This window comes from Amycolatopsis coloradensis, assembly GCF_001953865.1.
Lineage (GTDB): Bacteria > Actinomycetota > Actinomycetes > Mycobacteriales > Pseudonocardiaceae > Amycolatopsis > Amycolatopsis coloradensis.
Genome location: NZ_MQUQ01000007.1, coordinates 1 through 24,947, shown reverse-complemented (window position 1 = coordinate 24,947; position 24,947 = coordinate 1). Strand labels below are relative to the sequence as shown.

18 protein-coding genes are annotated in these 24,947 nt (G+C 66.7%); 12 read left to right on the top strand and 6 right to left on the bottom strand.

Features of this window, described 5'->3' with window-relative positions; translation table 11 throughout:
- Positions 1–244: 244 nt before the first annotated feature.
- The gene (locus tag BS329_RS15290) at positions 245–1,417 is read right to left on the bottom strand and encodes a hypothetical protein (RefSeq protein WP_076161179.1); all 1,173 of its coding nucleotides are present in this window, start codon (positions 1,415–1,417) and stop codon (positions 245–247) included.
- A gap of 259 nt (positions 1,418–1,676) precedes the next feature.
- Here BS329_RS15290 and BS329_RS15285 point away from each other — a divergent pair, with 259 nt between their 5' ends.
- The 3 genes from BS329_RS15285 to BS329_RS43350 all read left to right on the top strand — a co-directional run bounded on the left by BS329_RS15285 (position 1,677) and on the right by BS329_RS43350 (position 4,468).
- Entirely contained in the window at positions 1,677–2,585 is a 909-nt protein-coding gene (locus BS329_RS15285) for a DUF4238 domain-containing protein (RefSeq protein WP_076161176.1), read from the top strand.
- 5 nt (positions 2,586–2,590) lie between these two features.
- A complete protein-coding gene (locus BS329_RS15280; RefSeq protein WP_076161174.1) occupies positions 2,591–4,243 on the top strand; it encodes a hypothetical protein in 1,653 nt (550 codons plus the stop codon).
- Between the two features lie 75 nt (positions 4,244–4,318).
- Entirely contained in the window at positions 4,319–4,468 is a 150-nt protein-coding gene (locus BS329_RS43350; protein ID WP_158075786.1) for a hypothetical protein, read from the top strand.
- 358 nt (positions 4,469–4,826) lie between these two features.
- On the opposite strand, the gene BS329_RS15275 is transcribed toward BS329_RS43350, so the two are convergent.
- On the bottom strand, positions 4,827–8,768 hold the full coding sequence (locus tag BS329_RS15275) for an nSTAND1 domain-containing NTPase (protein WP_076161171.1): 3,942 nt from the start codon (positions 8,766–8,768) through the stop codon (positions 4,827–4,829).
- Between the two features lie 372 nt (positions 8,769–9,140).
- Between BS329_RS15275 and BS329_RS15270 the strand changes: the two genes are divergently transcribed.
- The 6 genes from BS329_RS15270 to BS329_RS42550 all read left to right on the top strand — a co-directional run bounded on the left by BS329_RS15270 (position 9,141) and on the right by BS329_RS42550 (position 18,191).
- Positions 9,141–9,698, top strand: coding sequence for a hypothetical protein (locus BS329_RS15270; protein WP_076161168.1), 558 nt, complete (start codon positions 9,141–9,143; stop codon positions 9,696–9,698).
- 112 nt (positions 9,699–9,810) lie between these two features.
- Positions 9,811–10,125 (top strand): hypothetical protein, encoded by a 315-nt coding sequence (locus BS329_RS15265; protein ID WP_076161166.1) that lies wholly within the window; start codon positions 9,811–9,813, stop codon positions 10,123–10,125.
- Positions 10,126–10,805: 680 nt separating this feature from the next.
- Positions 10,806–11,015 carry a hypothetical protein gene (locus BS329_RS42555; RefSeq protein WP_143253039.1) on the top strand — a complete coding sequence of 70 codons (210 nt, stop codon included), beginning with the start codon at positions 10,806–10,808 and terminating at the stop codon, positions 11,013–11,015.
- Between the two features lie 64 nt (positions 11,016–11,079).
- A complete protein-coding gene (locus tag BS329_RS15255) occupies positions 11,080–13,419 on the top strand; it encodes a hypothetical protein (RefSeq protein WP_143253038.1) in 2,340 nt (779 codons plus the stop codon).
- 1,223 nt (positions 13,420–14,642) lie between these two features.
- On the top strand, positions 14,643–16,721 hold the full coding sequence (locus tag BS329_RS15245) for a hypothetical protein (RefSeq protein ID WP_076161155.1): 2,079 nt from the start codon (positions 14,643–14,645) through the stop codon (positions 16,719–16,721).
- 483 nt (positions 16,722–17,204) lie between these two features.
- On the top strand, positions 17,205–18,191 hold the full coding sequence (locus BS329_RS42550) for a hypothetical protein (protein ID WP_143253037.1): 987 nt from the start codon (positions 17,205–17,207) through the stop codon (positions 18,189–18,191).
- Positions 18,192–18,835: 644 nt separating this feature from the next.
- Here BS329_RS42550 and BS329_RS15240 read toward each other — a convergent pair.
- Entirely contained in the window at positions 18,836–19,450 is a 615-nt protein-coding gene (locus tag BS329_RS15240) for a hypothetical protein (RefSeq protein WP_076161152.1), read from the bottom strand.
- Between the two features lie 182 nt (positions 19,451–19,632).
- Positions 19,633–19,845, bottom strand: a complete 213-nt coding sequence (locus tag BS329_RS15235; RefSeq protein ID WP_076161150.1) for a hypothetical protein — start codon at positions 19,843–19,845, stop codon at positions 19,633–19,635.
- A gap of 286 nt (positions 19,846–20,131) precedes the next feature.
- Between BS329_RS15235 and BS329_RS15230 the strand changes: the two genes are divergently transcribed.
- From BS329_RS15230 to BS329_RS15220, 3 genes are all read left to right on the top strand, one after another.
- A complete protein-coding gene (locus BS329_RS15230) occupies positions 20,132–20,755 on the top strand; it encodes an NUDIX domain-containing protein (protein ID WP_084749745.1) in 624 nt (207 codons plus the stop codon).
- Between the two features lie 600 nt (positions 20,756–21,355).
- On the top strand, positions 21,356–21,508 hold the full coding sequence (locus BS329_RS43345; RefSeq protein ID WP_158075785.1) for a hypothetical protein: 153 nt from the start codon (positions 21,356–21,358) through the stop codon (positions 21,506–21,508).
- A complete protein-coding gene (locus tag BS329_RS15220; protein ID WP_076161148.1) occupies positions 21,505–23,064 on the top strand; it encodes a recombinase family protein in 1,560 nt (519 codons plus the stop codon). Before BS329_RS43345 ends, BS329_RS15220 begins: the two co-directional genes overlap by 4 nt.
- Here the strand turns inward: BS329_RS15220 and BS329_RS15215 are convergent.
- The gene (locus BS329_RS15215) at positions 23,061–23,603 is read right to left on the bottom strand and encodes an NUDIX hydrolase (RefSeq protein WP_076161475.1); all 543 of its coding nucleotides are present in this window, start codon (positions 23,601–23,603) and stop codon (positions 23,061–23,063) included. The two genes, BS329_RS15220 and BS329_RS15215, sit on opposite strands and share 4 nt — an antisense overlap.
- Before the next feature lie 84 nt (positions 23,604–23,687).
- Positions 23,688–24,524, bottom strand: coding sequence for a hypothetical protein (locus BS329_RS42545; protein WP_143253036.1), 837 nt, complete (start codon positions 24,522–24,524; stop codon positions 23,688–23,690).
- Positions 24,525–24,947: the final 423 nt, after the last annotated feature.

Genomic DNA, 24,947 nt, shown 5'->3' with positions numbered 1-24,947 from the left:
GGCTGGTCGCGGTCGAGGTCGGCGGCCGACTCCTGGTCGGGTCGGCCACCACCGATCGAACTCGTCGGGCAGGTACCGCAAGATCGATTGGTCGGGGTTGACGGGGCGGGGAGGCGCCGGCTCTGACGGGTCGTCGCGGTGCCGTTCTTCGGCCCTTGCCAGGGCACGGGTCACCGTTGACGGGCTGACGCCGTAAAGGCGGGCCAGCTCCACGCGCGTCAACGGCCACCGGGGCGGACCCGGGTCAGGGCTGGTCACCCGATACCACCTCGTACTCGTAAATCAGCTGGTCGACGTGCTCCCGCTGTCGGCTTCCCTTGGCGAGCACCGCGCGGACCCGCGCGACCAGTTCCGGATCGGTCGACACTCGCTCGGTGTGAAGGTAGTCGTCGTAGTAGCCGGGATGCTGCAGAACCACGCGTTCGTCGGTGGTGAAGATCAGCGTGCCACCGGGGTTCCGCTCGCCCGTGCCGTACCAGCAACGGATGACACCGACCCGCTGGGAATCCTCGATCCCATTCCAACCCTGGGTAATGTCTCCGCCGCGAGTTGCGGCCTCGATGATCTGGTGGATCTCGACGGCGTCGGCGTGCGCTGCCCGCTCCGCGTCGTCCGCCGCCTGCTCCTCGGCAGTGGGCTCCACGATCGCGAGAGTATGCAGGATGTCCCAATGCGCCTCGTCATGTGTCTCGCGATGCCAGCAGACCGATGACGCCATTTCTTCGTCGGTGAACCAGACCTTCCGGTCGACGACGATGCCGCGGCGGCCGTCACGCAGTCGCGCCAGCGTTCCCAGCGGCTCGGCCATCGTCCAGGCTGTGGCCTTGTTCATCAAACGGGTGGAGATCACCCGTAACTCGGCCTCGTCGCCTGTCGGAGTCCGGCCGGACGCGGTGATAAGCCGTTCACGGCGGCTGGCCTTCTCCTGCTCCGCCTCGGCCTGCTCGGTCTCCCTAATCGACCGCTGGTGTTCCGTGCGCTGCAGCCTGGCCTCCTCGGCGGCGGCTTCCTCGCGACGGCGACGCTCGGCTATAAGTTCTCGGATCTCGGCAAGACCTTCATCGGTGGGAAAGGCCCACTGTTTCCGATCGCCGTCGTAGACGCCGCCCACAGCCTCGTCCTTGGCACGGTGGCGGATGTCGGACGCCTCGTAGGGGATGGTCAGCCATCGGCCCTGCTGCTTGATCTCCTCGATCTGCCGAACGCGCTCGTCGGCTGCCTGGACGAGCGGGATCACCCGCGGCTTCTTCCCTGACCCGACCCAGAGCCGCTTCTCATCGCGGTCCCAGTTCGCGCCGAGCTGACGTAGTTGCTCACCGAGCGACGAGTTGTAGCCGCACCGCACGTAGATCCGGCGGCCAACCTGCCAGGCCCGACCAAGATCGATGTCCTCATGGATAGGTTTGGGTTCGCTCATCGCGCACTCTCCGACGTAGATGGGTGGAATCCCCGCATGTCGCGGGCTGCCTCGACATACACACCCTGTCACATCATCCGGCTAATACACAAAACGTTTTGCGTATTAGCCGGATGAAAAACCGGTCCGGGGGAGAGCTGTCGAGGCATCCACCACCCGGACCGGCCTCCACATCCTGTCACGTTGGCGAATGGTCGCCGCTGCTTCCAGGCGCGGACATACTTGGGCTCGACAAGCGGACGAGGCGGATGGAATTCCAATGACCGAACAGAAGCGCAAGCGGGCACACCACACAGTGCCCCGCTCCCACCTCACTCGCTTCGGGCAGCACCCGCACGCTGGCCGAGCACATCCGCATCTGGTGCGTGTCGAGCTGCCCGGCACGAAGCGGCACTTGATCTCGGTGGCCTCGGCGACCGTCGAGAAGGACTTCTACCTCACCCACACCGCGGACGGTGATCCCTCCGACGCCTTCGAGGACCAGTTGGCGGAAGTGGAGGGCGCCGCGGCAACCGCCGTTCGTCGCCTGGTCGACGACCAGGAGCCTCTCACGGACGACAGCCGGGAGCGGATCGCGGCGTGGGCTGCTTTGCAGCACCTGCGCACCCCGGGCCAGCGCGACCTGCTAGCCGTCACCGCCGAGCTGACCGGCGAGATCACCGGGCGCGGCATCCGCGAGGACCTCGATGACTTTCCCGGTTCCGGCCCGCACACCTATGTGCGGCACCGAGAACTGTCCCGCCAGGACCGCGACCAGCTTCGCGCAACGCACCTGCAGTCCATGGTCGACAGCTTCCGCGCCAGCGTCGACACCCTTCTCCGCCGCACCTGGACCGTGGTGTTCTTCCGGCGAAAAACGCTGATCACGTCCGACTCGCCTGTCACCCTGATCCCGATCCCCGGCGCCGACGTCCGCACTCCGCTGAGCCTGACCTCCAACAACGGCGTCTTGGTTCCGCTCGATCGCCGTGCGTCCCTGCTGATGGAGGAGACAGCGGGCCGCGACCGCGTGATCGCCGGCACGACCTCGGTCAACAGGAGGCTGAATCAGGAGATCGCCAACGGCGCCCGCCGGTGCGTCTTCCACCACCCCGACGATGATCCACTCGAAGGTCTCGTCCTGCCCCAACCCGCGGAACCACGGGTAATGTTCGAGCGCGTGCGCTGACGGCCGTGGCCGCCTTGCGAGAGACCAACGTGCGGGTACTGCCGTGCGTACTGAACGCGCTCGCCCGGATCGCGTTACGGCGAGGCGTGTCGCGTGACGAAGCCGTGCGGCAGGTACTCGCCGAGCACACCGCCGCGCAAGAAGCGCGGCAACCCGCAGACAGGCTCACTCACATCGCGACTGTCCTGCGCTACCCGCGTCCCGCTCCGCGGGGGCAGAAACGGACCGACAAGCCACTACGACTGCGGCTACCGGAGGGGCTGGCCGACCAGGCCCGCGCGGTGTCGCTGCGGCTGCCCGGGCAGCATCCGCGTGCGCACCAGGACTACGTCGCCCGATCGCTGACCGACGCGGTGGTGACCGCCATCGCGGTGCAGGAACCCTTCACCGATCCCTTCTTGTACCGCCTGCTGCCGGTGCTGCGGCACAACGCCGCACTCGGCTTGTGGCAGCTGGCGGTCGCCGCGACCATCACTCGCCCGGAGCTGGCGATCCAGGACCAGGCCGAGTACGTGCGCGACAAGCAGGAAGAGACGTTGTCGGCGGCGGAGAAACGGCTCCTGCGGATCTCGAAGCAACTCGACGAGGAGGTGTTCTGGCACGCAAAGACCCGGTTCACCGTCGTCGCCAATCTGGCTCGCGGGTTACTGACCGACGATGACGCCGGGGCCGCGAAAGAACAGTGGCTGTACGAGCAGGACGACGATTGGGACGAGTGGCGGCTGGACCTGCGGCACACTCTAGACAAGAGCCGGTGGTGGCGCGGTATCGGCGAATGGGATGCCGACGGCCGCGGCTCCACCGCGGTGTGGCGCGCCGGCCGCAAGGTCGACCTCCAGGACTTCACCGATTGGCTGCTCGCGCTCGACGGACACACACCCAGCACCCGGGCCGTGGCCGCTCCCGGATGGTCGCTTCGGGCGCCCGCAGGCTGGGCGACCCACGTCGTCCCTCGCGGCCAGGAACTACCCCCGCGATTGGCCCAGTGGGCCGCGCAAAACCGGGTCATGGCGTGGCCGGTCGACGGCCGCCAGGTCGTGTGGCCGCTTCGTCCCGGACATCCCCACCCCGTGCCCGGAATCGAACCGCTCGCCGCGCACACCCGCACCCTGCGACCCGAGGAGATCCTCGAATTCGTCGAGGCAGTCCTCATCGAATGGGGGACATCGGTGATGGACGACGCGTCCAGCGTCGAAGTCGACGGCGGTATTCCCTACGACGCCGAGGCCGATTCCCCGACGCCGTACCTGTGGCTGCCGGTCGACAAGGCGTTCGACTTCGGCTTCATCGACGCCGAACAGCGGTGCGCCGCGATGGCCGCCGCCTACGAGCAGGCCCCGCACCACACGCGAACCACCGGCGAACCAATCGTGTCCCAACCCAGCCCTGGCCCTGACCCGGACTTCACCGTGCTCGTCACGCGCCGCAGAACCTCACGCAAGGCCAAGCCCATGTGGCGGTGGCCGCGCGGCTCCGTAGCCCAGGAGATCTTCGCCGGGACCTCGCCGGAGATCGTGGCCTGGCTGGCCGAACAGTCGCTCTGGACGGCCCGGCGCATGACGCACGGCGCGACGGAAGCGGCCTGGCACGACGGTTTCGACCACTTCCCGAGGTCGTTCTGGCGTCCGGGTGACCTCCCGGACGCCGAGCCCATGTGACACCCACCAATACAAACGGCGTACTCCCTTGCTTCAACCTGAAATTCGCACAACCAACAACAAGGGAGAAACACCATGCCAGGACCCACGAACCACGACCAGCAGCAACCCGCACTGACCGCTCCCGGATGGTGGAGGCACGTGTGGCCGAGAGTGAAGGTCCCGCTGCAGGTACTCGCCGGCCAGCTCATCGGCTGGGCAATCCGCAAGGCCCTCGGCGAATAGGTGCGCCCCGTCGCCGGGCCCCCGCAGCCACCTGTTCCCGTCAACCCACGCGACCAGGACGCCACGGGAAGCCCTGCGAAGCGGGGGGAGGACCAGCGCTCACTCCGGCACCACACACAGCAAACACGAGCTCTCGCCACGAGGAGCGTGACCGTCCGCCAGCGGCAGGCACCCACCTCGACCGCCCCGGCCTCGAACCTCTTCCGGGCCCGGGGCGGTCGAGCGTCGACGTCGAGGGCGTGGAGCTCGAGCAACAAGACCGGCCCCGGGTGCGCGGACCTCACCGGCCGAGTTCGTGGGCCGAGCGGGGGCATCCGGGGGCCGATCTTGGTGGCCGGACCTCAGGTCGTTCCCGGTTCTACCTACAGGGCGGCTGATACGGGCGGGCCGGGATGTACCGGTTCCATTCCTGTTCGGAGATGGTGTCGCCGACGTCGGAGCAGATGTTGGTCTCCGCGGCGGCGGGATCGGTGTTCCAGATGAAGGCCTTCCTGTCGATGCCGCCGGCGGCGAGGACGCGGGTGCCGGGCTGGAACGCGAGGGTGAACATCGCCTTGATGCCCAGGCTCAAGGTTGCTTGATGGGCGGGTTTCGCTCGGTCGGTGATGTCCCAGATCCAGACCGTGCCGTCGGTGGCCGCGGCGGCGAGCGTGGTTCCGTCGCTGGTGAAAGTGGCGGAGTAGATGTAGTCGGTGGGCCCGGTCAGTGTGCTGATCTTGCGAGGCTCAGCGGGGTTGGTGAGGTCGTAGAGCTGGATGGTGCTGTCGGCGAGGCTGACGGCGAGGGTGTTGCCGTCGGGGCTGAACACGGTGGAGTAGATGTAGTGTCGTGCGGGGTTGAGCGTCGGTCCGAGCTGGCGCGGGTGGGCTGGGTCGGTGATGTCCCAGATGCGCAGGGTGCGGTCGGCGCTGCCGGCGACCAGGAGATTGCCGCGCGGGTTGAACTCGACCCAGTGGACCGAGCCGTCGAAGGTGCCCACGGTGGAAAGCTTTACTGGCCTGTCACGGCGGTTGAGGTCCCACAAGTGGAGGGTGCCGTCGCGGCCGCCGGTCGCGAGCAGCATGGTCGTTGTGCTCACGGCGAGTGAGTCCACGATGGTCCTGTGCGCTGTCCAGGGCGCTCCGACGGGCGTGGGCCGGGTGCGGTCGGAGATGTCGTAGATCTGCACGGTGCCGGACTTGCCGCGGCCTTCGACGAGGGTACGGCGGTCGGCGGCGAAGGCCACGGTGCCGGAGAAGCCATCGGGGTTGGTGATCGGTGGCGCGAGCAGATGCGGCCGATGCGGGTTGGTCATGTCGAGCAGCCGGAGATCGCCGCTGCCGAGAGCGAGTGTCCGGCCGTCAGCGCTGAACCGGGTGGCGCTGACGGCGTCGGTCATGCCGGCCAGTTCGGGCGCGTCGACGGGCCAGAGCCGTGCGACTCCGTCGTTGGCGCCGGTGAGCAGGTAGGCACCGGTGGGGCTGAATTTGACGGCGGTGGAGTTGGACGGGTGCGGCAGGGTGGCGGTGACTTTCCCGGTCGCGAGGTCGAACGTGCGGACTCCGACATCGGAATCGGAAGAAGCGACGGCGAGCTGGGTGCTGTCGGGGGTGAACGCGACAGCGTTGTTCCAGGTTCGCGCGCCCGTTTCCAGCGTGATCGTGCTCCGGACGGGGGCGGCCGGATCGGCGGTGTCCCACAGGAACACCGGCTCGTCGGCACCGACGGAAGCAAGACGTCGCCCGTCCGGGCTGAACGCCAGCTGCCCGATCGGCTTTCGCGGGCCGGGCAAGGGCACCGGCGTAGCGGGTGATGCGGGATCACGGATGTCCCAGACCTGGACCGAACCGGAGTCGGTGCCGACGGCGAGGTAGCCGTTTCCCGGGTGGATGGACACGGATTTCGCGGCCGCGGCCGGATCGACGCGCCAGGACGCGCCGGTTCGCCGCAGACCCGAGGGCGTGACGCGCCACAACTGGACGCTGCCGCCGACGGGGCGTCCCTCGATGGCTTTGTCGGCGATCGCGGCGGCGAGCAGCGTGCCGTCGGGACTGTAGGCGGCGGAGAGAACCTTGGCTCCGAGGCCGGTCTCGGACGGCAGGGCGATGGGGTGTTCGGGGTCGCGCAGGTCCCAGAGCCGGAGGGTGCCGTCGCCGCACGCCGCGGAGAGGAGTGTTCCGTGCGGCTGGAAGGCCAAGGCGTAGACGCGGGCGCAGCTTTCCTGTGGCAGCGCGGGAAGTCTCCGGGGGTGCGCCGGATCGGCGATGCTCCACAAGGTGACAGTGGTGTCGACGGCGACCGCGGCGATGGTTCCCGTCGGGGCGATCCCGACCGCGTACATGGTCGTCGTTCCGTCGGTGGCGCGCATCCGCGCCGCGGGTCTCAGCGCGGTCGCGTCAACCAGCGCCGAGCGGGCTTCGACGGTCGGGGAGGTCCGGTACGCGGTCAGAGCCAGCTCACGGGCACTGGCGATGTCTTTCCCGCGCAAGGTGGCGGACTGGGTCGCGATCATCCGCGAGGTGGCCTCGTCGCGCTCACGGGCCGCGATGTTCTCCCGGACGGCCACAACGATGGCGGCGGTGATCGCGATCACCGCCAGGACGGCGAGCGCGGTGATGACACCGCCGCGCTGCCGCTTCTTGCGTCGAACCTGACGCTGACTGCTGGACAAGTACTCGGCAGGGATACCGGTCACCTCGCCGGGGTAGCGGGTCGACCATCGCGTGGCGTCGTCCAGGAACGTTCCCTGCAGGAGGTCTTCCGGGTGCCGTCCGCGCTTGTCCCAGTCGTAGGCCCGCTGTTCCAGATGCTGGCGCAGGACGCGGCCGCGCCGGTCGCGATTCATCCAGGCGCGCAGGTTAGGCCAGGCGACCATGAGGGCGTCGTGGGTGATCTCCACGGTGTCGGCGTCCACGGTCAGCAGCCGTTGCTGGACAAACTTGTTTAAGACCTCGTGGAGATCGGGATCGTCGTGCTGGCTGGGGAGTTCGGCCAGCGGGAGTCTGCGGCGAACGTCCGCGCCGGAATCGTGGATGTGGGTCAGGCGGCGGAACAACAGCCGGGCGAGCCGTTGCTGCGCCGGGGTGAGAGCGTCGAACACCTCGGTCGCGCTCGCGGCGACCGCTTTGTCGATGCCGCCGATCGCGGTGTAGTTCGCGATGGTCATCGCTTCCCCCTGACCGCGGACCCAGGTCTCGTGCAGGGCATGGGAGAGCAGGGGAAGAACGCCGGCGTCGTGGGCGGTGCGGCCTCGCCGCGAGGAGACCTCACGCAGCAGCAGGTCCGCGAATCCGTCGTCGAGCCGGACGCCAGCCTTCTTCGCCGGTTCCTCGATCACCGCACGCAGGCCCTCGTCGTCCAGGTGCGTGACGGCTACCTGATCCCCGCCGGTCAGGCTCTGCAGGTGGTGGTTGTTGAGCGCCGGTTCGTAAAGATTCGCCCGCACGCCGAACAGCACGACACAGCCCAGGTGCGCGCGGGTCATGGCGCCGAGGACGGAGAAGAAGGTGTCGAGAGCAGCGTCGTCGTCGCTGGTCTCGGTGGTCAGGGCCTGCTCGAACTGATCGACGATGAGCACCGCGCCCGGCCGGCCGCCCGACGGGCCGCCGCGCTGCTGGTCCTCCAGCAACCGGGCGAGAAAGTGCGCGCCCTGCGCGGGGGAGTCGGCCAGGGTGCGGGCGATCCGGTCGGGGTCGTCGTCGAGCCGGACGGACAGCACGTCGGCCAGGCCGCGCAGCGGCGTCGGCCCGGCCGGGATTGACAGGACCGGCCAGGCACCGCTGCCCGGGAGTCGTCCACGGTGCAGCGCGGCCTGGATACCCGCGTGCAGGACCGACGACTTCCCCGCGCCGGAGGCGCCGACGAGCATCAGCGCGCCACCGCCGAGATCGTGGAGCCGGTCGACCCGGTCGAGGATGGTGCGCACGAGCGGCTCCCGGCCGAAGAACCAGTCCGCGTCCTCAGCCCCGAAGCTCTCCAGTCCCCGGTAGGGCTCCACCCCGGCCACTACCCGTGGCTTCGGCCGCAGCCGTCGTATCGCCTCGAGCCAGAGGTCGAGCTCGCCGCGCCTCGTGATCCCGAAGATTGCCAGCAGCGTCGTGAAGGCGTCCTCGTTGCCGGGCTGCGGGAGGCTGCCGCCGAACCAGCCCTGCAAGGTGCTGGAAGAGACGGCGTGTCCGGCGGTGGTGCACGCGTCCCTCATTCCGCGGAAGGTCCAGCCGCCGGCGTCCCTCATCGTCTGCATTGCCTCACGGAGGGCGGCGCGGGTGTGGATGAGACGGGGATCGGGGAAGTTCTCGGTGGTGCCTGGGTGCTCGGTCACCTGCGGGTGCTCCTCACATCAGCAAAAGGCAACAATGGGTGACGGCAACGCTACCGGGCGAGGACCAGCGAATTCACCGTCCGCAGGTGTACGGGTTCTGTACGTAACCCTTGCTGATCTTGATAAACCGCTTCCCAGCAGGGAAAACTCGGAATGGTCAAAGCGCACACAACGCCACCCGTCACCCGTACCTCCGGAGCGACAGGTGACACGCAGAGTGATCATCTTCGGAGAAGAGACCGCGTCATCGGGTGCACACGATGACCTGATCCCTCGACGCGACGTGTGCGCATCCAGCGGAACACGCCCCCTCCAGGGAGTGCCCGCGATCGCTTGTGAAGACATTCACAAGCAGGGAAGGAGCAGCACACCATGTCCGCCAATTTCGACAAGCGGGCCACCGTCACGGTGGCCCGCCGGGGACCGCGGCGAGCGGCGATGCTCGTGGCGACCACGCTCGGGCTGAGCACCGCCACGATGCTGGGGCCGATCGCGGCAACCGCGAACGCCGCCCCGTGCGGGGTGAGCGCCTACAGCGCCGGCGTCACCGTCAACACCACGTCCTACGCGCCGGACTTCCGGATCAGCATCACGCCGACCGACAACGCGCGCTGGGCCCAGGTCTCCGGCCGCGGACGTGAGGCGACCGTGCAGCTCTGGCACGACGTGCAGGGCTGCGTCCCCGGCCTCTACCACGGGCTGGCCGACAGCATCTACCAGCAGATCGAGTGCCACGTCATCTTCGGGCGCATCGACTCGGAGACCGGGCCGACCTTCGATCTGGAGAGCTGGCACGCGCCGCTGGCCACCCCGGATCTGAAGAACTACATCGACACCCGCTGTCTCAACAACGTCACCCCCGGCTGGAAGGGCACCGGCCGCAACCTGCCCGGAGGCCTCGACCAGCGCAGCAACTCCACCATCGCCTGACCCGGGGGAGGGAAACAGGGGTGGCCGCGTCCCCGCGGCCACCCCGCCCACCCCGTCCCGCACCAACCACACACGCGCGATGCACCGCGCACCGCGCGGAAAGGAGAACGCCATGTTCAAAAGAATCGCCGCAGCGGTTGTACTGGCACTCGGCCTCGGGCTGGGGCTGACCGTCCCCGCCCAGGCGGCCACCGTAATCGGCGGCCTGTCAGTCGAAGCCGCCTGCGACACCCAGCGGGGCGCCATCACCTACGCAGTCCTCATCGGGCCCAACGCCTACGACTGGCGCTGCCGTCTCAACCTCGGCGGCACGAGCGGCTACTACAGCGTCGACCTGAACCGCGAATGCCAACGCGTCTACGGAGGCAACACCTGGGCGACCCCGCTCAACAGCAACGACCCCTACAGCTGGCGCTGCTGGCGTTGATCTGGCAAGGAAGATCCGTCCCACCTCTTCGGGAACGAGTCACCACCAGAGCGCGGTCCAGGTGCACAAATAGCCACACCCAGCGTTAAACCCAAGCTGAGCCTGGCTTGGGGCGAATAGCGAGTGGCCTCTCGATCGCAACCGAGGGGCCACTCGTCGTGCCGACGCTGGCCACCAGGCTCCGGACATGCGCAACAGGAGCGCTGTCAGCTGTCGGGATCCCCGTGCAGACGCTGCGGTCCCCGAGGCACCTGGGCAGTTCCAGTCCGAACAGGTCGCGCGCAGAGGAAGCCACCCGGCAACACTGCCGCTCCACGAGCACACGTCGGAACGGTCGCCGAATCCGGCGATCGGGACCAATCGAGCTTGTTCGCATTCCGATCTCGTTTCTTCGTGGGCCATGCGCTTCATGGACTCGCAGGGGCACGTCGGCTCGATGCGAGCTGGTTCGCCGCCCCCGCGTCGACGCGCTGGGGGAGCGGACGGGACGGATAGGGGAGGCGTCGAGGAGGCCTGCCACAACGGGCTGGAGAAGCCGGGCTGAGTGAANNCCGCTGCTGCCGAGGATGGCGCCGATCAGGATTTTGAGCAGGGTCAGGGCGCGGTGGGCCCGCCCGGGGTCCTTCGTCGTGAGTGTCACGGCCGCAGCGGCACCGGCGGCTGTGAGGAGTACCAGGGCGATGAGGGTGATCAGCGGCGTCCACATGCTGTGTGTCCTGTTCTTCAAGATCGGGAGCCCGGCCGGTCCGTGCTCGCCTGTGTTGCTGATCAGCCTCAACGCCAGGAGCGGGGTCCGGCACGGGGTCCGGACGGACCCGAACGGCGTTGCGACCCTGGCAGGGCCCGGGGTCGAGGTGACCAGTAACGACGTCGTCTGGTCGAGAGACTGAGTACGGTGTCCGGCAGAGTCCGGTGGACTCCACCGGACTCTCACCGCCGCCGCAGGGAAGGAGAGTGGCCAGTATGGAGCCGGGGGAGATCACCACGCTGCGCCAGCTGGCCGACGCGCTTGATCAGCTACGCCGCGACCGGGGCCTGTCGCTGAAAGGCATGACTGACGCCGCACAGGAACTGCCGAAGAGGAACGGGCGGCAACCAGCTCTGCCGAAGACCACGGCCAGCGACTTGATCAACGCCAAGTCCGTGCCACAACAGGAAACAGCGATGACGTGGCTGGCGGCATGCGGCGTCCTGGGGGAGCAGGCGCAGCGGCCGTGGCTGCAGGCGCTGGATCGCGTCGTGAACTCCCACCAGCAGCGCCCGCCGGGAGCGGTGCGGGTCCGTGACGCGCGGCCGCGGGTGCTGGGCGTGCACGCCGCGATCCAGGTCGACCAGCCCGTCGAAGACGGACCAGCCGAGCCCGACCAGGAGGAGCTGCCGCCCTACGTGCCGCGGGACTTCGATTCCGACCTGCGCACCAAGATCGCCCTCGCTGGGCAGCAAGGCGGATTCGTCTTGGTGACCGGGGACTCCTCGGTGGGGAAAACCCGCGCGCTGTTCGAAGCGGTGAAGACGGTGCTCCCGGACTGGTGGCTCCTACACCCCGGTGCGGCCGACGTGCTGCGGGACTTCGCCGGACATCCGGCGGGCCGGACCGTGGTGTGGCTGGACGAATTGCAGGACTACCTCGACTTCCACGGAGGCGTACCGGCAGGGGACGTCCGCGGCATGATCGAGGCGCGTGTGGTGCTGCTGGCGACGTGCTGGCCCGGCGAACGCACCAGGCGCGTCGCGCTTCCTGCGGCCGGTGAACCGGACCCTTACGCTAACGACCGGCGGCTGCTCGGCCTCGCCGACGTGCTCACCGTTCCCGGCACGCTCAGCGCCCACGAACTCCGCCGTGCCGAAGACCTCGCCCGCACCGATCGCCGGATCCGGGTCGCGCTCGACACCCCCGATGCCGGCTTCACCCAGGTGATGGCCGCAGGCCCAGAACTGATCCGCCACTGGGAACACGCACCCCCCTACGCCAAAGCGGTCATCACCGCCGCACTCGACGCCCGCCGCGTCGGCGCCCACGCACCCCTCACCCGCGACTACCTCGAAACCGCCGCACCCGGCTACCTCACCAACCGACAGCGGGCCACCCCGCCGCCACGCTGGCTCGACGACGCTATGGAATACGCGATCGAGATCCTGCACGGCGCCACAGCTGCCCTTTGCCCCGCCGCCGCTGGAATGGGAGCTATCGCCGGCTACCAGGTCGCCGACTACCTCCACCAGCACGCCCTCCGTGCCCGCCGCACCGAACACCTCCCTGACACCGCTTGGCACGCCCTGGTTCACCACCACCACCTCGACGACACCAAACGCATCGCCGACAACGCCGTCCGCCGCGGCCGCGACCACGAAGCCATCACCCTGTACAAACAACTCGCCGACAACAACAGCTGGCACGGCCACCAGCGGTTAGTTGAGCTGCTGGCCGAGCGGGGAGACCTGGAGCAGCTACGCGAGCGGGCCGCCAACGGCGACGAGTACGCCATCAACAAGTTGGTGGATCTGCTGGCTGAGCGGGGGGATCTGGGGCCGCTGCGCGAGCGGGCCGCCAACGGCGACGAGCACGCCATCATGCGGTTGTCTTGGCTGCTGGCCAAGCGGGGGAATTGGGAGCCGATGCGCGAGCGAGCCGACAACGGCGACGAGCACGCCATGGTGGCGTTAGCTGAATTGGTGGCTGAGCGGGGGGATCTGGGGCCGCTGCGCGAGCGGGCCGCCAACGGCGACGAGCACGCCATCGTGAGGTTGGCTTGGGTGCTGGCCGAGCGAGGGGATCTGGGGCCGCTGCGGGAGCGCGCCGACAACGGCAACTGGAGAGCCTCCATCCAGCTGGTGGATCTGCTGGCCGAGCGGGGGGACCTGGAGCAGCTGCGTGAGCGGGCCGACAACGGCGACGAGCACGCCATCGTGCGATTGGCTCGCCTGCTGGCCGAGCGGGGGGACCTGGAGCAGCTACGCGAGCGGGCCGCCAACGGCGACGAGTACACCATCAGCAAGTTGGTGGGTCTGCTGGCTGAGCGGGGGGATCTGGAGCCGCTGCGCGAGCGGGCCGCCAACGGCGACGAATACGCCATCGTGCGGTTGGCTGGCCTGCTGGCCGAGCAGGGGGACCTGGGGCCGCTGCGGGAGAGCGCCGACAACGGTAACTTGGGAGCCGCTCCCACGCTAGTTAATCTGCTGGTCGAGAAAGGAATGGTAGAGCAGCTAGAACGGGAAGTCGCTGCGGGAACGGTAGGCGCGGTCAACGCTCTGCGTCACGCACAACAGTCACGCCTATTGACCTCTGACGATTAGCTGACTGAATGCGCGACGACGTCGGCGATGAAACGATCAATGATGCACCATAATGTCCTGCTGAGCGTGAATGGTCGACGTCAGAATCGGCGCATACCGGGGTTAGTCATCAAGCATAATGAACACTATGCATGAAATCGTTACATGACGAGCGGCTAGCGATTGTCCCGAGAAACTGGGCATTCTTTGCCGTTCGCATTGTGGGCGGGAAAACGGCCATCTTTTTTGAGGCTGTGCCTCTGGCTGCATACTGGACATGGATATTTCTTGCGTTCGCGTCGACATCGACCGCCAGGGGCCGTGTCGGAGAACTTCGTTCCACCTGATCCTGGACACTGTTTCTGTGCCCATCCCAGCAGTTTCGGGAAATCTAGCAAGTAGTGCTTTGGGATTGTGCCGTCCTTGTTCTTTTTGAGTGTCAAGCAACAGGTTCCACAGTGCACGTGCGCCTCCGCTTTGTGGGTCGCGCCTCAGTCTACCGGTGCCACAATAGTGCCCTGGTAAGCCAAGTGCCGACAATAGAGACACAGAGTGATCATCTTCGGACGAGAGGACCGCGTCATCGGGCACACGACGACCTGACCCTCGACGGCGACGTGTGCGCATCCAGCGGAACGCACCCAATCAGGAAGTGTCCGCGACCGCTTGTAAAGCTTTTCACAAGCAGGGAAGGGGGCGCCAACCATGTCCCTCAACTCCGACAAGCGCGGCGCCGCCGCAGCGAGCTGGTTCGCCGTCCCCGCGTCGACGCGCTGGGAGGCGTTGAGGAGGCCTGCCACAACGGGCTGGAGAAGCCGGGCTGAGTGAANNCCGCTGCTGCCGAGGATGGCGCCGATCAGGATTTTGAGCAGGGTTAGGGCGCGGTGGGCCCGCCCGGGGTGCTTCGTCGTGAGTGTCACGGCCGCGGCGGCACCGGTGGCTGTGAGGAGTACCAGGGCGATGAGGGTGATCAGCGGCGTCCACATGCTCTAGGTCCTGTTCTCGAAGGTCGGGAGCCCGGCCGGTCCGTGCTCGCCTGTGTTGCTGATCAGCCTCAACGCCAGGAGCGGGGTCCGGCACGGGGTCCGGACACACTCGAACGGCGATGCGGGGCGCGACGGGGGCACGGGGCAGGGTGACCAGTAACGACGTGGTGGCGCCAAGAGATTGAGTACGGTGTCCGACGGTGTTCGGTGGACTCCACCGGACTCTCACCGCCGCCGCAGGGAAGGAGAGTGGCCAGTATGGAGCCGGGGGAGATCACCACGCTGCGCCAGCTGGCCGACGCGCTTGATCAGCTACGCCGCGACCGGAACTTGTCACTGCAAGGCCTAGCTGACGCCGCGCAGAAGCTGACGACGCCAGGCGGGCGGCAGCGGGCTCTTCCGCGTTCCACTGCCAGCCACCTGAAGAACGCGAAATCCTTGCCGCAGCGGGAAACGGTGGAGACCTGGCTCGCGGCGTGCGGCCTGCCGGGGGAGGAGGCGCAGCGGCCGTGGCTACAGGCGCTGGATCGCGTCGTGAACTCCCACCAGCAGCGCCCGCCGGGAGCGGTGCGGGTCCGGGACGCACGGCCGCGGGTGCTGGGCGTGCACGCCGCGATCCACGTCGACCAGCCAGCCCGGGACGGCCAAACCCTGTCCGGTCAGCACGAGTTGCCGCCATATGTACCGCGCGACTTCGATGCCGACCTGCGTACGAAAATTACGCTCGCCGGGCAGCAGGGCGGATTCGTCCTGGTGACCGGGGATTCCTCGGTGGGCAAGACCCGCGCGCTGTTCGAGGCGGTGCAGACCGTGCTGCCGGACTGGTGGCTGCTGCACCCCAGCGGTGCCGACGTGCTGCGGGAATTCGCCGCACACCCGGCGGGCCGGACGGTGGTGTGGCTGGACGAGCTGCAGGACTACCTCGACCACCCAGGAGGCGTGCCAGCGGGTGAGGTCCGCGGCATGATCGCGGCGGGCGTGGTGTTGGTGGCGACGTGCTGGCCCGGCGAACGAACCGGACGCGTCGCGCTGCCCGCCGACGGTGAACCGGCCCCTTATGCCAACGACCGGCGGCTGCTCGGCCTGGCCGACGTGCTCACCGTGCCCGGAACGCTCAGCACACACGAGCGTCGCCGCGCCGAGGACCTCGCCCACACCGATCGCCGGATCCGGGTCGCGCTCGACACCCCTGACGCCGGCTTCACCCAGGTGATGGCCGCAGGCCCGGAACTGATCCGCCACTGGGACCACGCGCCCACCTACGCCAAAGCGGTCATCACCGCCGCGCTCGACGCCCGCCGCGTCGGCGCCCACGCACCCCTGACCCTCGACTTTCTCGAAGGCGCCGCACCCGGCTACCTCACCAATCGACAGCAAGCCACCCCGCCAGCGCACTGGCTCGACAGTGCGCTGGACTACGCCACCGAACTACTGCACGGCGCCACCGCCACCCTCTGCCCCGTCGCCGCCGGCATGGGGGCCATCACCGGCTACCAGGTCGCCGACTACCTCCACCAGCACGCCCTCCGTGTCCGCCGCACTGAACATCTCCCCGACACCGCCTGGCACGCTCTGACCCGCCACCACCACCCTGACGACACCGAACGCCTCGCCGACAACGCCGACCGCCGCGGCCGCGACCACGAAGCCCTCACCCTGTACCAACAACTCGCCGACAACGGCAGCCGGTACGGCCGCGCGGGGTTAAATAGTCTCCTGGCTGAGCGGGGCGATCTGGGGGCGCTGCGTGCGCGTGCCGACAACGGCGACGAGTACGCCAGCGCGCGGTTGGTTAATCTGTTGGCTGAGCGGGGGGATCTGGGGGCGTTGCGTGGGCTCGCCGAGAACGGCGACGTGTCCGCCAGCGCGCGGTTAGTTGATCTGTTGGCTGAGCGGGGGGATCTGGGGGCGTTGCGTGGGCTCGCCGAGAACGGCGACGTGTCCGCCAGCGCGCGGTTGGCTGTTCTGTTGGCTGAGCGGGGCGATCTGGGGCCGTTGCGTGAGCTCGCCGACAACGGCGACGAGTACACCAGCGCGCGGTTAGTTGATCTGCTGGCTGAGCGGGGCGATCTAGGGCCGTTGCGTGAGCTCGCCGACAACGGCGACGTAACGGCCATCCTGCGGTTGGCTGAACTGCTAGCCATGCAAGGGGATCTGGAGCCGCTGCGTAAGCTCGCCGACAACGGCAACTGGAACGCCGCCACCACGCTGATCGATCTGCTGGCTGAAAAAGGAATGGTAGAGCAACTAGAACAGGAAGTCGCTGCGGGAACGCTAGGCGCAGCCGACGCTCTGCGTCACGCACAAAAATTACGTCTGCTGACCCGCGACGATTAGCTGACTGGATATGCCACGACGTCGGCGATGAAACGGGCAACGGCACGCCATATGCCCGGATGAGGGTGAATATTCGACGGTCAGCATCCGCGCATTCGGCCACACCTGGCCTACGGCGGTGGCGCTTTCAGTGCTCCGTTCCGCCTTGCCAATCAGGATTTCGTGTTTCATGCATAATGCTCATTATGCATGAAACAGGGTGCGCTCGTAGCAAAGACGAACTAATGGCAAACGCGATTCGTTGCTCCTGGTGATTGCATGTTGTAACATTGCGCCGTGGTTCAGTTGCGACAGCGGTTGATGCGTCTGTTGATCAATAGGATGCGCCGACAGTCCGGGCGCATAGAAGGAAATCTGCCTGCATCCAAGAGTTTGACGTCTCCTGTAAACGTACGACGTCTAGGCGGAAAAAGAAGACACTTGACGCCGAGAACCAACTGGCCTACCGGCACGGTCCGACGGCCGTCTTCGCTGAGGCGACCCGTGCCGAATGTGGCAGTGCAAGTAGAACCACGCGAGCAAAGATTTGACAGAAAAATACTTGCAATACTTCGCGCCAATTCGTTGTCGGCGGCACTAATTGGATTGGTTGTAGCATTAAGTATAGTTGCATTCGCGCTATATAAAGATGGGCAGCCTGGAATGCCCACTGTTCCCGAAGGGTTTGAATCGAAAGAGTCTTGGAGTTCTAACTATCAGCCTGCGGTCAGGGTATTCGCATCCCCCGACCTTCCGTTGATGCAAAGGGCAACCTTTAAACCTGACGGCAGCTTTAGACTCGACATAAGTCAGGTGGAGGCCAGCAAGAAGGAATCATATGTGATAGTTCAATTTTCCGGAAGTCAATGGCCGAAAAACTACGGCGACTACGGCGTTTTGCTTGGGACGCAAGTTGGGCACTCGGCAGGACCTGACAATGTGTTCAATTTTCTTGTGAGAATTGACAATAGAATCCGACCGGTACCGTTGAGCCCGCTCACTCCAGTATTCCACGTTGAGGGAAAACTGTCTTCGGAAATCGTTTCCAGGGAGAATTCTCGAATTTTAGTTTCACTGCCAAAGATCAATGCTCCCGTCTCTTGCAATATCGATAAAAGCGTTAATATTTCGACGCTGGGAGTAAACCCTGTCATGGAGTCCCTTCAGCTTGACTGTCCGGCCGACTTGAAAAAATCGGAAAAACAAGGTCAGCGGGTTGATCTAGATGGCATTTTTCCCCAGGGGTACAAGATTGACTACTCTTCCGTGCTTCCTGAGCAGGAACCGTATTTTTCTTGGTTTTCGCAAAATGGCCTTAAAGTTAGCGTAAGCATGACTGATATGAAATCCGAGTCGGAAGGTCAGAGAAATCTATTTGTTGCAGGCGTGCTCGGTGGGCTTGCTGGTGGTCTTCTGCCCACAATTATCGAGAGATTGGGGGTGCGCAAGCGTCGTGAAGGCAGTCGCATTAAGCTTCGTCGAGCAGGCTAGCATTCAACCGACCTGCCGAAGCGCCGATAACATAGATTATGTCAAGTAGAACACCCGGTATTGCTTTAGGTGATCGATTCCCCTCTCCCCTGTCGCAGGAAGAGTGGCGGATCGCAGCCTAAGTGGCGGCTGGAACAATCGCGCGTCGGGCAGGACAATACCCCGATTTCGTCAGTCTGCCCAGTCGATCGCGATTGGGCCTCCACCGGGTCCGCTCCCTCCGGGCTGTACACATGCCTCGCGGTCACGGACCGGACCGAGTCCGGTCTCACCCGTCCCTCGCCTCCGAACCGGCATCCGGAACGTCCTGCCCGGAACCGACCTTGACGGCTGGCTCACCTGAAGCCAGCCGCGTCGGGCGGCACGGCTCCCGGTCGCTGAAGGCACAAACATCGGCGCCACGTCTGACGTAGGCCCCTCAGCAGATCTCGCCGACGCTCAGCCGCCGTCATGACGGCGGCTGAGCGAAAGGGCGTGCAGCGCTGCCGCCTGAGTCGACGAACTGACCGACAATCGAGCCATGGCCGCAAGTGACGCATCCCCCGTAGGGCGACGATTTCTCACCGCCACGCCTCGCTACGAACATCGTCGTCGCGTTTCCCGCCACGCCGCTCAAGCTGATCGTCAGGTAGCGCCCGGACGGGCTACCTGGAAGTCGCTGGCCGGGCGGCGATATTCGGTTCCCCGTAGCGCTTCACCAGGTCTCGCCTGACCTCGACGGCCTCCTGGCGGGCGTCGCAGAGCTGGGCGAGCCAGGATTCCCAGATCAAGCCCTCCTTGTCGAGCGTTTTGAGCCGGTTGCGGAACTGGTGGGTGAAGCCGATGAAGACCGGTGTCTGACCGCCGCGGAACAGCACGAACGCGACGTTCATGCCGCGCTGCGGGCAGCTCGTGCCGTCCATCTCGTCGAAACCGGTGTTCCCGGTCCACGTGGTTCCGTCGGAGGCATTCGGCATCGCCCCGGCGTAACGGGACAGGGTGCCGCGGTCGTACTCGATGCGGGCTTCCCAGCGATCCCGGAACGTGCCCAGCCCGTTGTCCTTGCTCCAGGCTCGAAGCTGTTCGTAGGCGCTGATCAGGCCCTTCCAATCCAGCAGCCCGGCATGGTGTGCCTGCGCGATCCGGCGGAGGTAGTCGTCTTCCGCGGCGATGATGCGGCCGCGCAGATCGGCGTGCTCCCGGTGCAGGTTCACGACGGTGTTCACGACGTCGTTCAGGTCGGGCACACCGGCCAGAAACACGGGAACGCGATCGGTCATGGCACACAGCATTCCAGCCAGGCGGTTTCCTCGGATGGGCGATCCCGCTCGCCGATTGGCGTCATTGGGTGTCCCCGGATCACCGGTACACAGGCGCTCCGCGCACGATGCCCTGGCGGGCAGGCATCGGGGTGCACCCCGTCCGTGTCGTCAACAGCGGTGGCGCAGATGACGAAGGGCGCTCAGGGCGTATCGGGCGTGCGCGTCGTGGTCTCGTCGACCCGTCGCCAGAAGCGTTCCCGGAGCCGATATCGAATCTCCGGGCTCAGGTCGTAGACGCCGAGATCGCCAGACAGGTCCGTGAGCAGCGCACGATCGACCTCACTGGGAATCGAAGGCCGGCTGAGACCCAGTTCCGCCCGCCGGTCGACCTCGCCGGAGCTGTCGCCGCCCACCGCTGGAACTTGACCACCCGCCTGCACATCCCCGCCTTCCATGGCGCCCGCGGCCGCTGACCACCGGCTCCCCGGCGACGACACAGCACGCGCTCACACCTTCGGGCAAAGCATCCCCCGGGACAGGTGGCACGAGCACTCCGCCCAGCGGCGACTTGTACAGTGCAGGCTCCCGTTGTGCTCGAGTCGTTGACGCGAGCCGCGTTCTCGTCGCCACCGCGGCCACGTGAAAGCACGCCGACGCCCCGGCACAGCGACGCGAATCCTGAACAACCGAAAGCGTCCCGTGCCGATCACTGACTCCGACATCCGCGCCACCGTCACCACCTACCTCACCCACTACCCCGGCGACGCCGCGGCACTCGCTGAACCGCTCGCACAGCTCGCCACCGGCGCCGGCTTCGCGTCGCGCCGCACCTTCCCCTTTCACGTCACCGTCGGGGCGCTCCTCATCCGCCGCGGCACCCACATCCTGCTCATCGACCACCGCGCGTACGGGATTCAGCTGCAACCAGGCGGGCACCTCGAACCAACGGACAACGACCTGCCCAGCGCCGCGCTACGTGAACTGACCGAGGAAACAGACGTCGACCCCGACACGATCACCCTCACCTCAACGATCCCCGCCTACATCGAATACGGCGCTGTCCCCGCCAGGCCAGAGAAGAATGAACCGCCGCATTTCCATCTCGACATCGGATACACATTCGCCACCGCCAACGCCGAAATACGGCACTTGCAGAAAGCCGAGGTCACGGACGCGTCCTGGCATCTACTCGATGACGCCGAACGACGAGTAGGTAGTCGCATCTCGCGAGCCAGGCCCCTGTACGGATCGGGTGAACCACGACCCGATCTCCTCCACGGCACGGTGTCAGCCAAGGTCAGAAGCTCGTCAGGGTGGTGTTGACGGCCATCGGACAGTGAGGACTGTGGCGTCCGTTAAGGCTGTCCAGGAATGATCGATGCCAGGTCCCCAGACGACGTAGTCTCCTTTTTCCTGGAGGTGGACTTCCCCTGTGGTCAGAGCGATGTGAAGACATCCCTCGATCAGGATGACGGCAGTTGTTCTCTCGTCACCGCGTGTCCACGCGGGACGCGTTTCTCCCGCATCGTGGGTGCCCCACTTGATTTCCACATCCCGCGATGAGCGGACCCCCTCCGAGGGACTGAGGAAGTGCCCGAGTATCCAGCCCCGTGTATCACGGCCGTCTGCCTCGGCATTCCCGAAATACCAGCGATCCCCCACTATCGCCTGTCCCTTCTCGGTGACCGGTGGCACGGCGCGGGGCTCCACTTGCCGAGCCCCGGCCGAAGTGTCCCATGACCGCGTGCGCTGAAAACATGGGACTGGGCGCTGATTTCACCACGACAGTGGAAATTTGAACGGGAATGACATCCCGTTCAGGTGCGCGGATTCCGGGTTCACTACGATGGGTCGTCCGTTTGGGCGCTCGGACCCTCAGCATCTCCATTCATTGGTACCGAGCAGGAACGAAAGGCTGAGACAGTGTCCGATGTTCTCCGGGACGCGGTGGTGACCGATCCGCGCTCACCGGTGCCCGAGCTTTCTGCCGACGCGGCGGCATCCTTGCTGGCGGTATTGCTGGAAGCGATAGAGAACGAGGAACCGGCGGTAGCGTCGGCCAGGACACGCACGTGACCGATGACGAGAGCATCGATCCTTGGGCGGAATTCGACGCGCTGCGGGGCATCGACAGCGCTGTTCCCGTCGACAATGCCGTCGGGCCGCTTGCGTTCTACGGCCGCTGCTCGACCGAGGACCACCAAGACCCGGACACTTCGCGAGCCTGGCAGCTGGGAAACGCGCGAGCGTTCGTCGAGCCCTTGGGCGGCACCGTGGCCGCCGAGTTCTTCGATATCGGCCAGTCCCGCTCCGTGCCCTGGGAACGCCGTGACCATGCCAGCCGTCTCCTGGCCGCGCTGAAAGATCCGCGCCGCGGGTGGGGCGGCATCGTCGTCGGGGAAGGTACCCGGTGCTGGTTCGGCACCCAGTTCGCACTGACCGCCCCGCGTATCGCGGCCTACGGAGTCCAGTTGTGGGTGCCAGAGCTCGGCGGCAGGTTCGACGCCCGCAATCCCTCCCACACGATGCTGATGAGCGTGCTGGGCGGCATGAGTGAGGCCGAGCGCCAGCACGTGCAGGCCCGGGTCCGTGCCGCGATGGACGCCCAGGTGATCACCGAGGGACGCCACCAGGGCGGCCGAGCGCCGTACGGGTATCTCGTCGTCGACGGTGGACCGCATCCTCACCCCGGCAAGGCCGCCGAAGGGCGACGCTTGCGGGTACTGGTCCTCGACGAGCCCGCTGCCGCGGTCGTGCGCCGGATCTTCGCTGAGTACCTGGACGGGAACGGCGACCGCGCCATCGCGGAAGGGCTGAACCGGGATGGCGTGCCCTGCCCCTCGGCACGGCGGCCCGAGCAAAATACTCACCGCAAGGGCGACGGCTGGCCTGCCAGCACCGTCCGCGCGATCCTGGAGAACCCCCGCTACACCGGCTACGCCGTCTTCGGCCGCTGGACCAGGCACGAAGTCCTGATCAACCCCGACGACGTGGCCGCGGGCCACGTCATGCGCTTCGCACGTGCGGCACCGAACACGATCGTGCGCTCGCACCAGCCAGCGCATCCGAAGATCGTCAGCGTGCACACCTTCACCCAGGCCCAACTCCGGCGCCAAGCCCGCGCCGCCGGCGGACTCCCGGCCATCGCCAAGCAAGAACGACGGCGCACCACGGTAAAACACACCTATCGTCTCCGTGGGTTGGTGCGCTGCGGGAACTGTGGCCGCAAGATGCACGGCGCCGTCACCGCCGGCCACCCGACCTACTACAGGTGTGTAGCGCGGACCCTCTCTCCCGACGCTGTTGCCCGCTCGGGTCATCCCCGCACCGTGCAGGTCCGGGAGGATGTCCTCCTGACGACACTCAACGCGTGGCTTGCTCGCCTGTTCACCCCGCCGCACCTGGACCAGACCATCAGCATGCTCGCCGACTCCCAGCCCCGCGACCAGCACTCCGCCGACCTGACCGCCGCCCAGATCAAGGCGCTGGCCACTTCGCTCGGCGACATCGGCGCGGTTCTCCACCGCGCCACCGCACCCGTAACCCAGCGGCTTTACCAGGCCCTGCGCTACGACCTGACCTACCACCCCGACACGAAGGCGATCGACATCTCGCCCCGCCCGCCCAGCTAGCGTGAGTTCAGGTAATAGAGCAACGGCACCAGCGTGCCGGACCCGAGAAGTTCCTGGCGCTGGACCAAGTCGTTCACCCGGTCCAGCGGAACCCACTGGACCGTCCCCGTTTCCTCGCGGTCTGTCGGGCTACCGATATGCTCGGCGGAGCGCCAGAGATAGACATCGACAGGCGCGGTGATCTGTCCGGGCAGCGGCTCGAAGCTCACCAGATGTGTCGGTTCGCCGACCGGCCGCCACCCGCTCTCTTCCACAGCCTCCCGGGCTGCGGTCGCAGCAGGGTGCTCCCCCTGCTCCACTAGACCGCCCAGGAGTTCATAGCCCCACTGGTTCGTGGCGAAACGATGCCGCCAGAGCATGAGCGCTTCCTCGTGATCATTCACGATGAGCGCGATGGCGATGCGTGCGAGGTGGACGACGTGGTAGTCCCAGCGTTCCCCGTTCGGCGCTTCGACATCCACCAGGCCAACCCGGACCCACTCGTTGTCATACACCACCCGCTCACCGAACGTCCGCCACGCCCCATTGTCGTTCGCCACACCGAACAGCCTACGACGGGCCTCCCCGGCCAAGATCGAATCCATCGCGGGTATCGCGGGACATCGTGGCGGTCCGGCCACGCCTCACGGGGTTTCCAGGTCCGCCGCTCGTGGCCCGAAAGTACGGCGCAGCTCGGCCGCATCGCGCTCGTACCGGTACGTCGCACGCGGGGCAGCCGCGGTGCCGGGCACCGTGGCAGTGGAGGGTGGGGTCGTGGCGATCTCAGTCCCGTCCAGGCCGACGCCACGCAGGTTGCCGGGCTGGTCGTGCCACAGGACCGCGGCGATCTGGGCGAGCCCGGACTCGCGGCGGCGCTGATCGGTTCCCGCCGGAACGTAGACGTCCAGCCACGCGAAGTCGCTGCCCTGTTTCGGTTTCGGGCCGTAGACGTGCCAACCGGCGGGAAAGGGGCTGGGAGTCTCTCGGGCGAAGTCGAAGACACCGGTGCTGGTCGCGTTGTGCGAAGCCGCGGCCGCGCGACGACGGTCCTCGTCGTCGATCGCCGGCCGGTGCGCGCCGTGGGCGGGTGCGCCCCACACCGCCTCGGCGTAGGCGGCGTCCACCGTCAGCTGCACGTTGCCGCACGCCTCCGCGCGAGCGCATCCCGTCTCCACCCACAACGTCGTCCACCGGGTGTCGGCGGTATCCCACACCACGGGGGCCGCGCGACGCGCAGCCGCCCGGGCATCTTCGGCGGTCACAGCGGGAGAGGTGAACCGCAACCGAAGGCGATAGGACTGCGTGAACCCGTCGCCGCTCGGGTCCAGAGTCACCGCCGCAGCACCGGAAACGGCCGTGGCGAGTGCCTGCCTGACCTCGGCGACATTCCCCTCGGAGATCACGTTCTGCCCACCGCACGCGACCGCCCCCAGCGCCACGACCGCGATCGTGGTGACCATGCCCGTTCTGCGCCGGTTCATCGGTCTAGAGTGCAGTCCTCGCTGCACCTCCGCATCCGTAGGACTACTCAGCCGAGCACAGGCTTCGTATCCNNNNGAAGACAACGGTGGAATAGATGAGCTTGGCGACGAGATCCCCGTTTAGTAGTAAGAATACGAATGGCGGTGATAGTGCGATGACAACCAAGACGGCATAGCCCAGTAACACCAGCCATCGACGAGCCTTGCGTGCTGCCACCGTTCGCGTCCCTCGCTCGAGCTGTTCCCTTCTCGAGGCTAGCGCGGGTGTGACCGAATCCGGGACACAGTTCCCGAGGTGGGCGACAGCGGGCCAGCCTTCAGAAGGGTGGTGATGATGTCGGTGACGGTGGTGGTTCGTCGCTCGACGCGGTGGGAGGCCCCGCAGGCTCGAGCCGAGCCATTGCCTGGTCCAGGTCGTCACCG

What these genes read in the sequence shown, in the direction of transcription:
- BS329_RS15265 (WP_076161166.1), top strand. Translation starts at nt 9,811, where the DNA reads ATGTTCAAAAGAATCGCCGCAGCGGTTGTACTGGCACTCGGCCTCGGG.
- BS329_RS42555 (WP_143253039.1), top strand. Translation starts at nt 10,806, where the DNA reads ATGAGGGTGATCAGCGGCGTCCACATGCTGTGTGTCCTGTTCTTCAAG.
- BS329_RS15270 (WP_076161168.1), top strand. Translation starts at nt 9,141, where the DNA reads ATGTCCGCCAATTTCGACAAGCGGGCCACCGTCACGGTGGCCCGCCGG.
- BS329_RS15285 (WP_076161176.1), top strand. Translation starts at nt 1,677, where the DNA reads ATGACCGAACAGAAGCGCAAGCGGGCACACCACACAGTGCCCCGCTCC.
- BS329_RS43350 (WP_158075786.1), top strand. Translation starts at nt 4,319, where the DNA reads ATGCCAGGACCCACGAACCACGACCAGCAGCAACCCGCACTGACCGCT.
- BS329_RS15245 (WP_076161155.1), top strand. Translation starts at nt 14,643, where the DNA reads ATGGAGCCGGGGGAGATCACCACGCTGCGCCAGCTGGCCGACGCGCTT.
- BS329_RS42545 (WP_143253036.1), bottom strand. Translation starts at nt 24,524, where the DNA reads ATGAACCGGCGCAGAACGGGCATGGTCACCACGATCGCGGTCGTGGCG.
- BS329_RS15240 (WP_076161152.1), bottom strand. Translation starts at nt 19,450, where the DNA reads ATGACCGATCGCGTTCCCGTGTTTCTGGCCGGTGTGCCCGACCTGAAC.
- BS329_RS15290 (WP_076161179.1), bottom strand. Translation starts at nt 1,417, where the DNA reads ATGAGCGAACCCAAACCTATCCATGAGGACATCGATCTTGGTCGGGCC.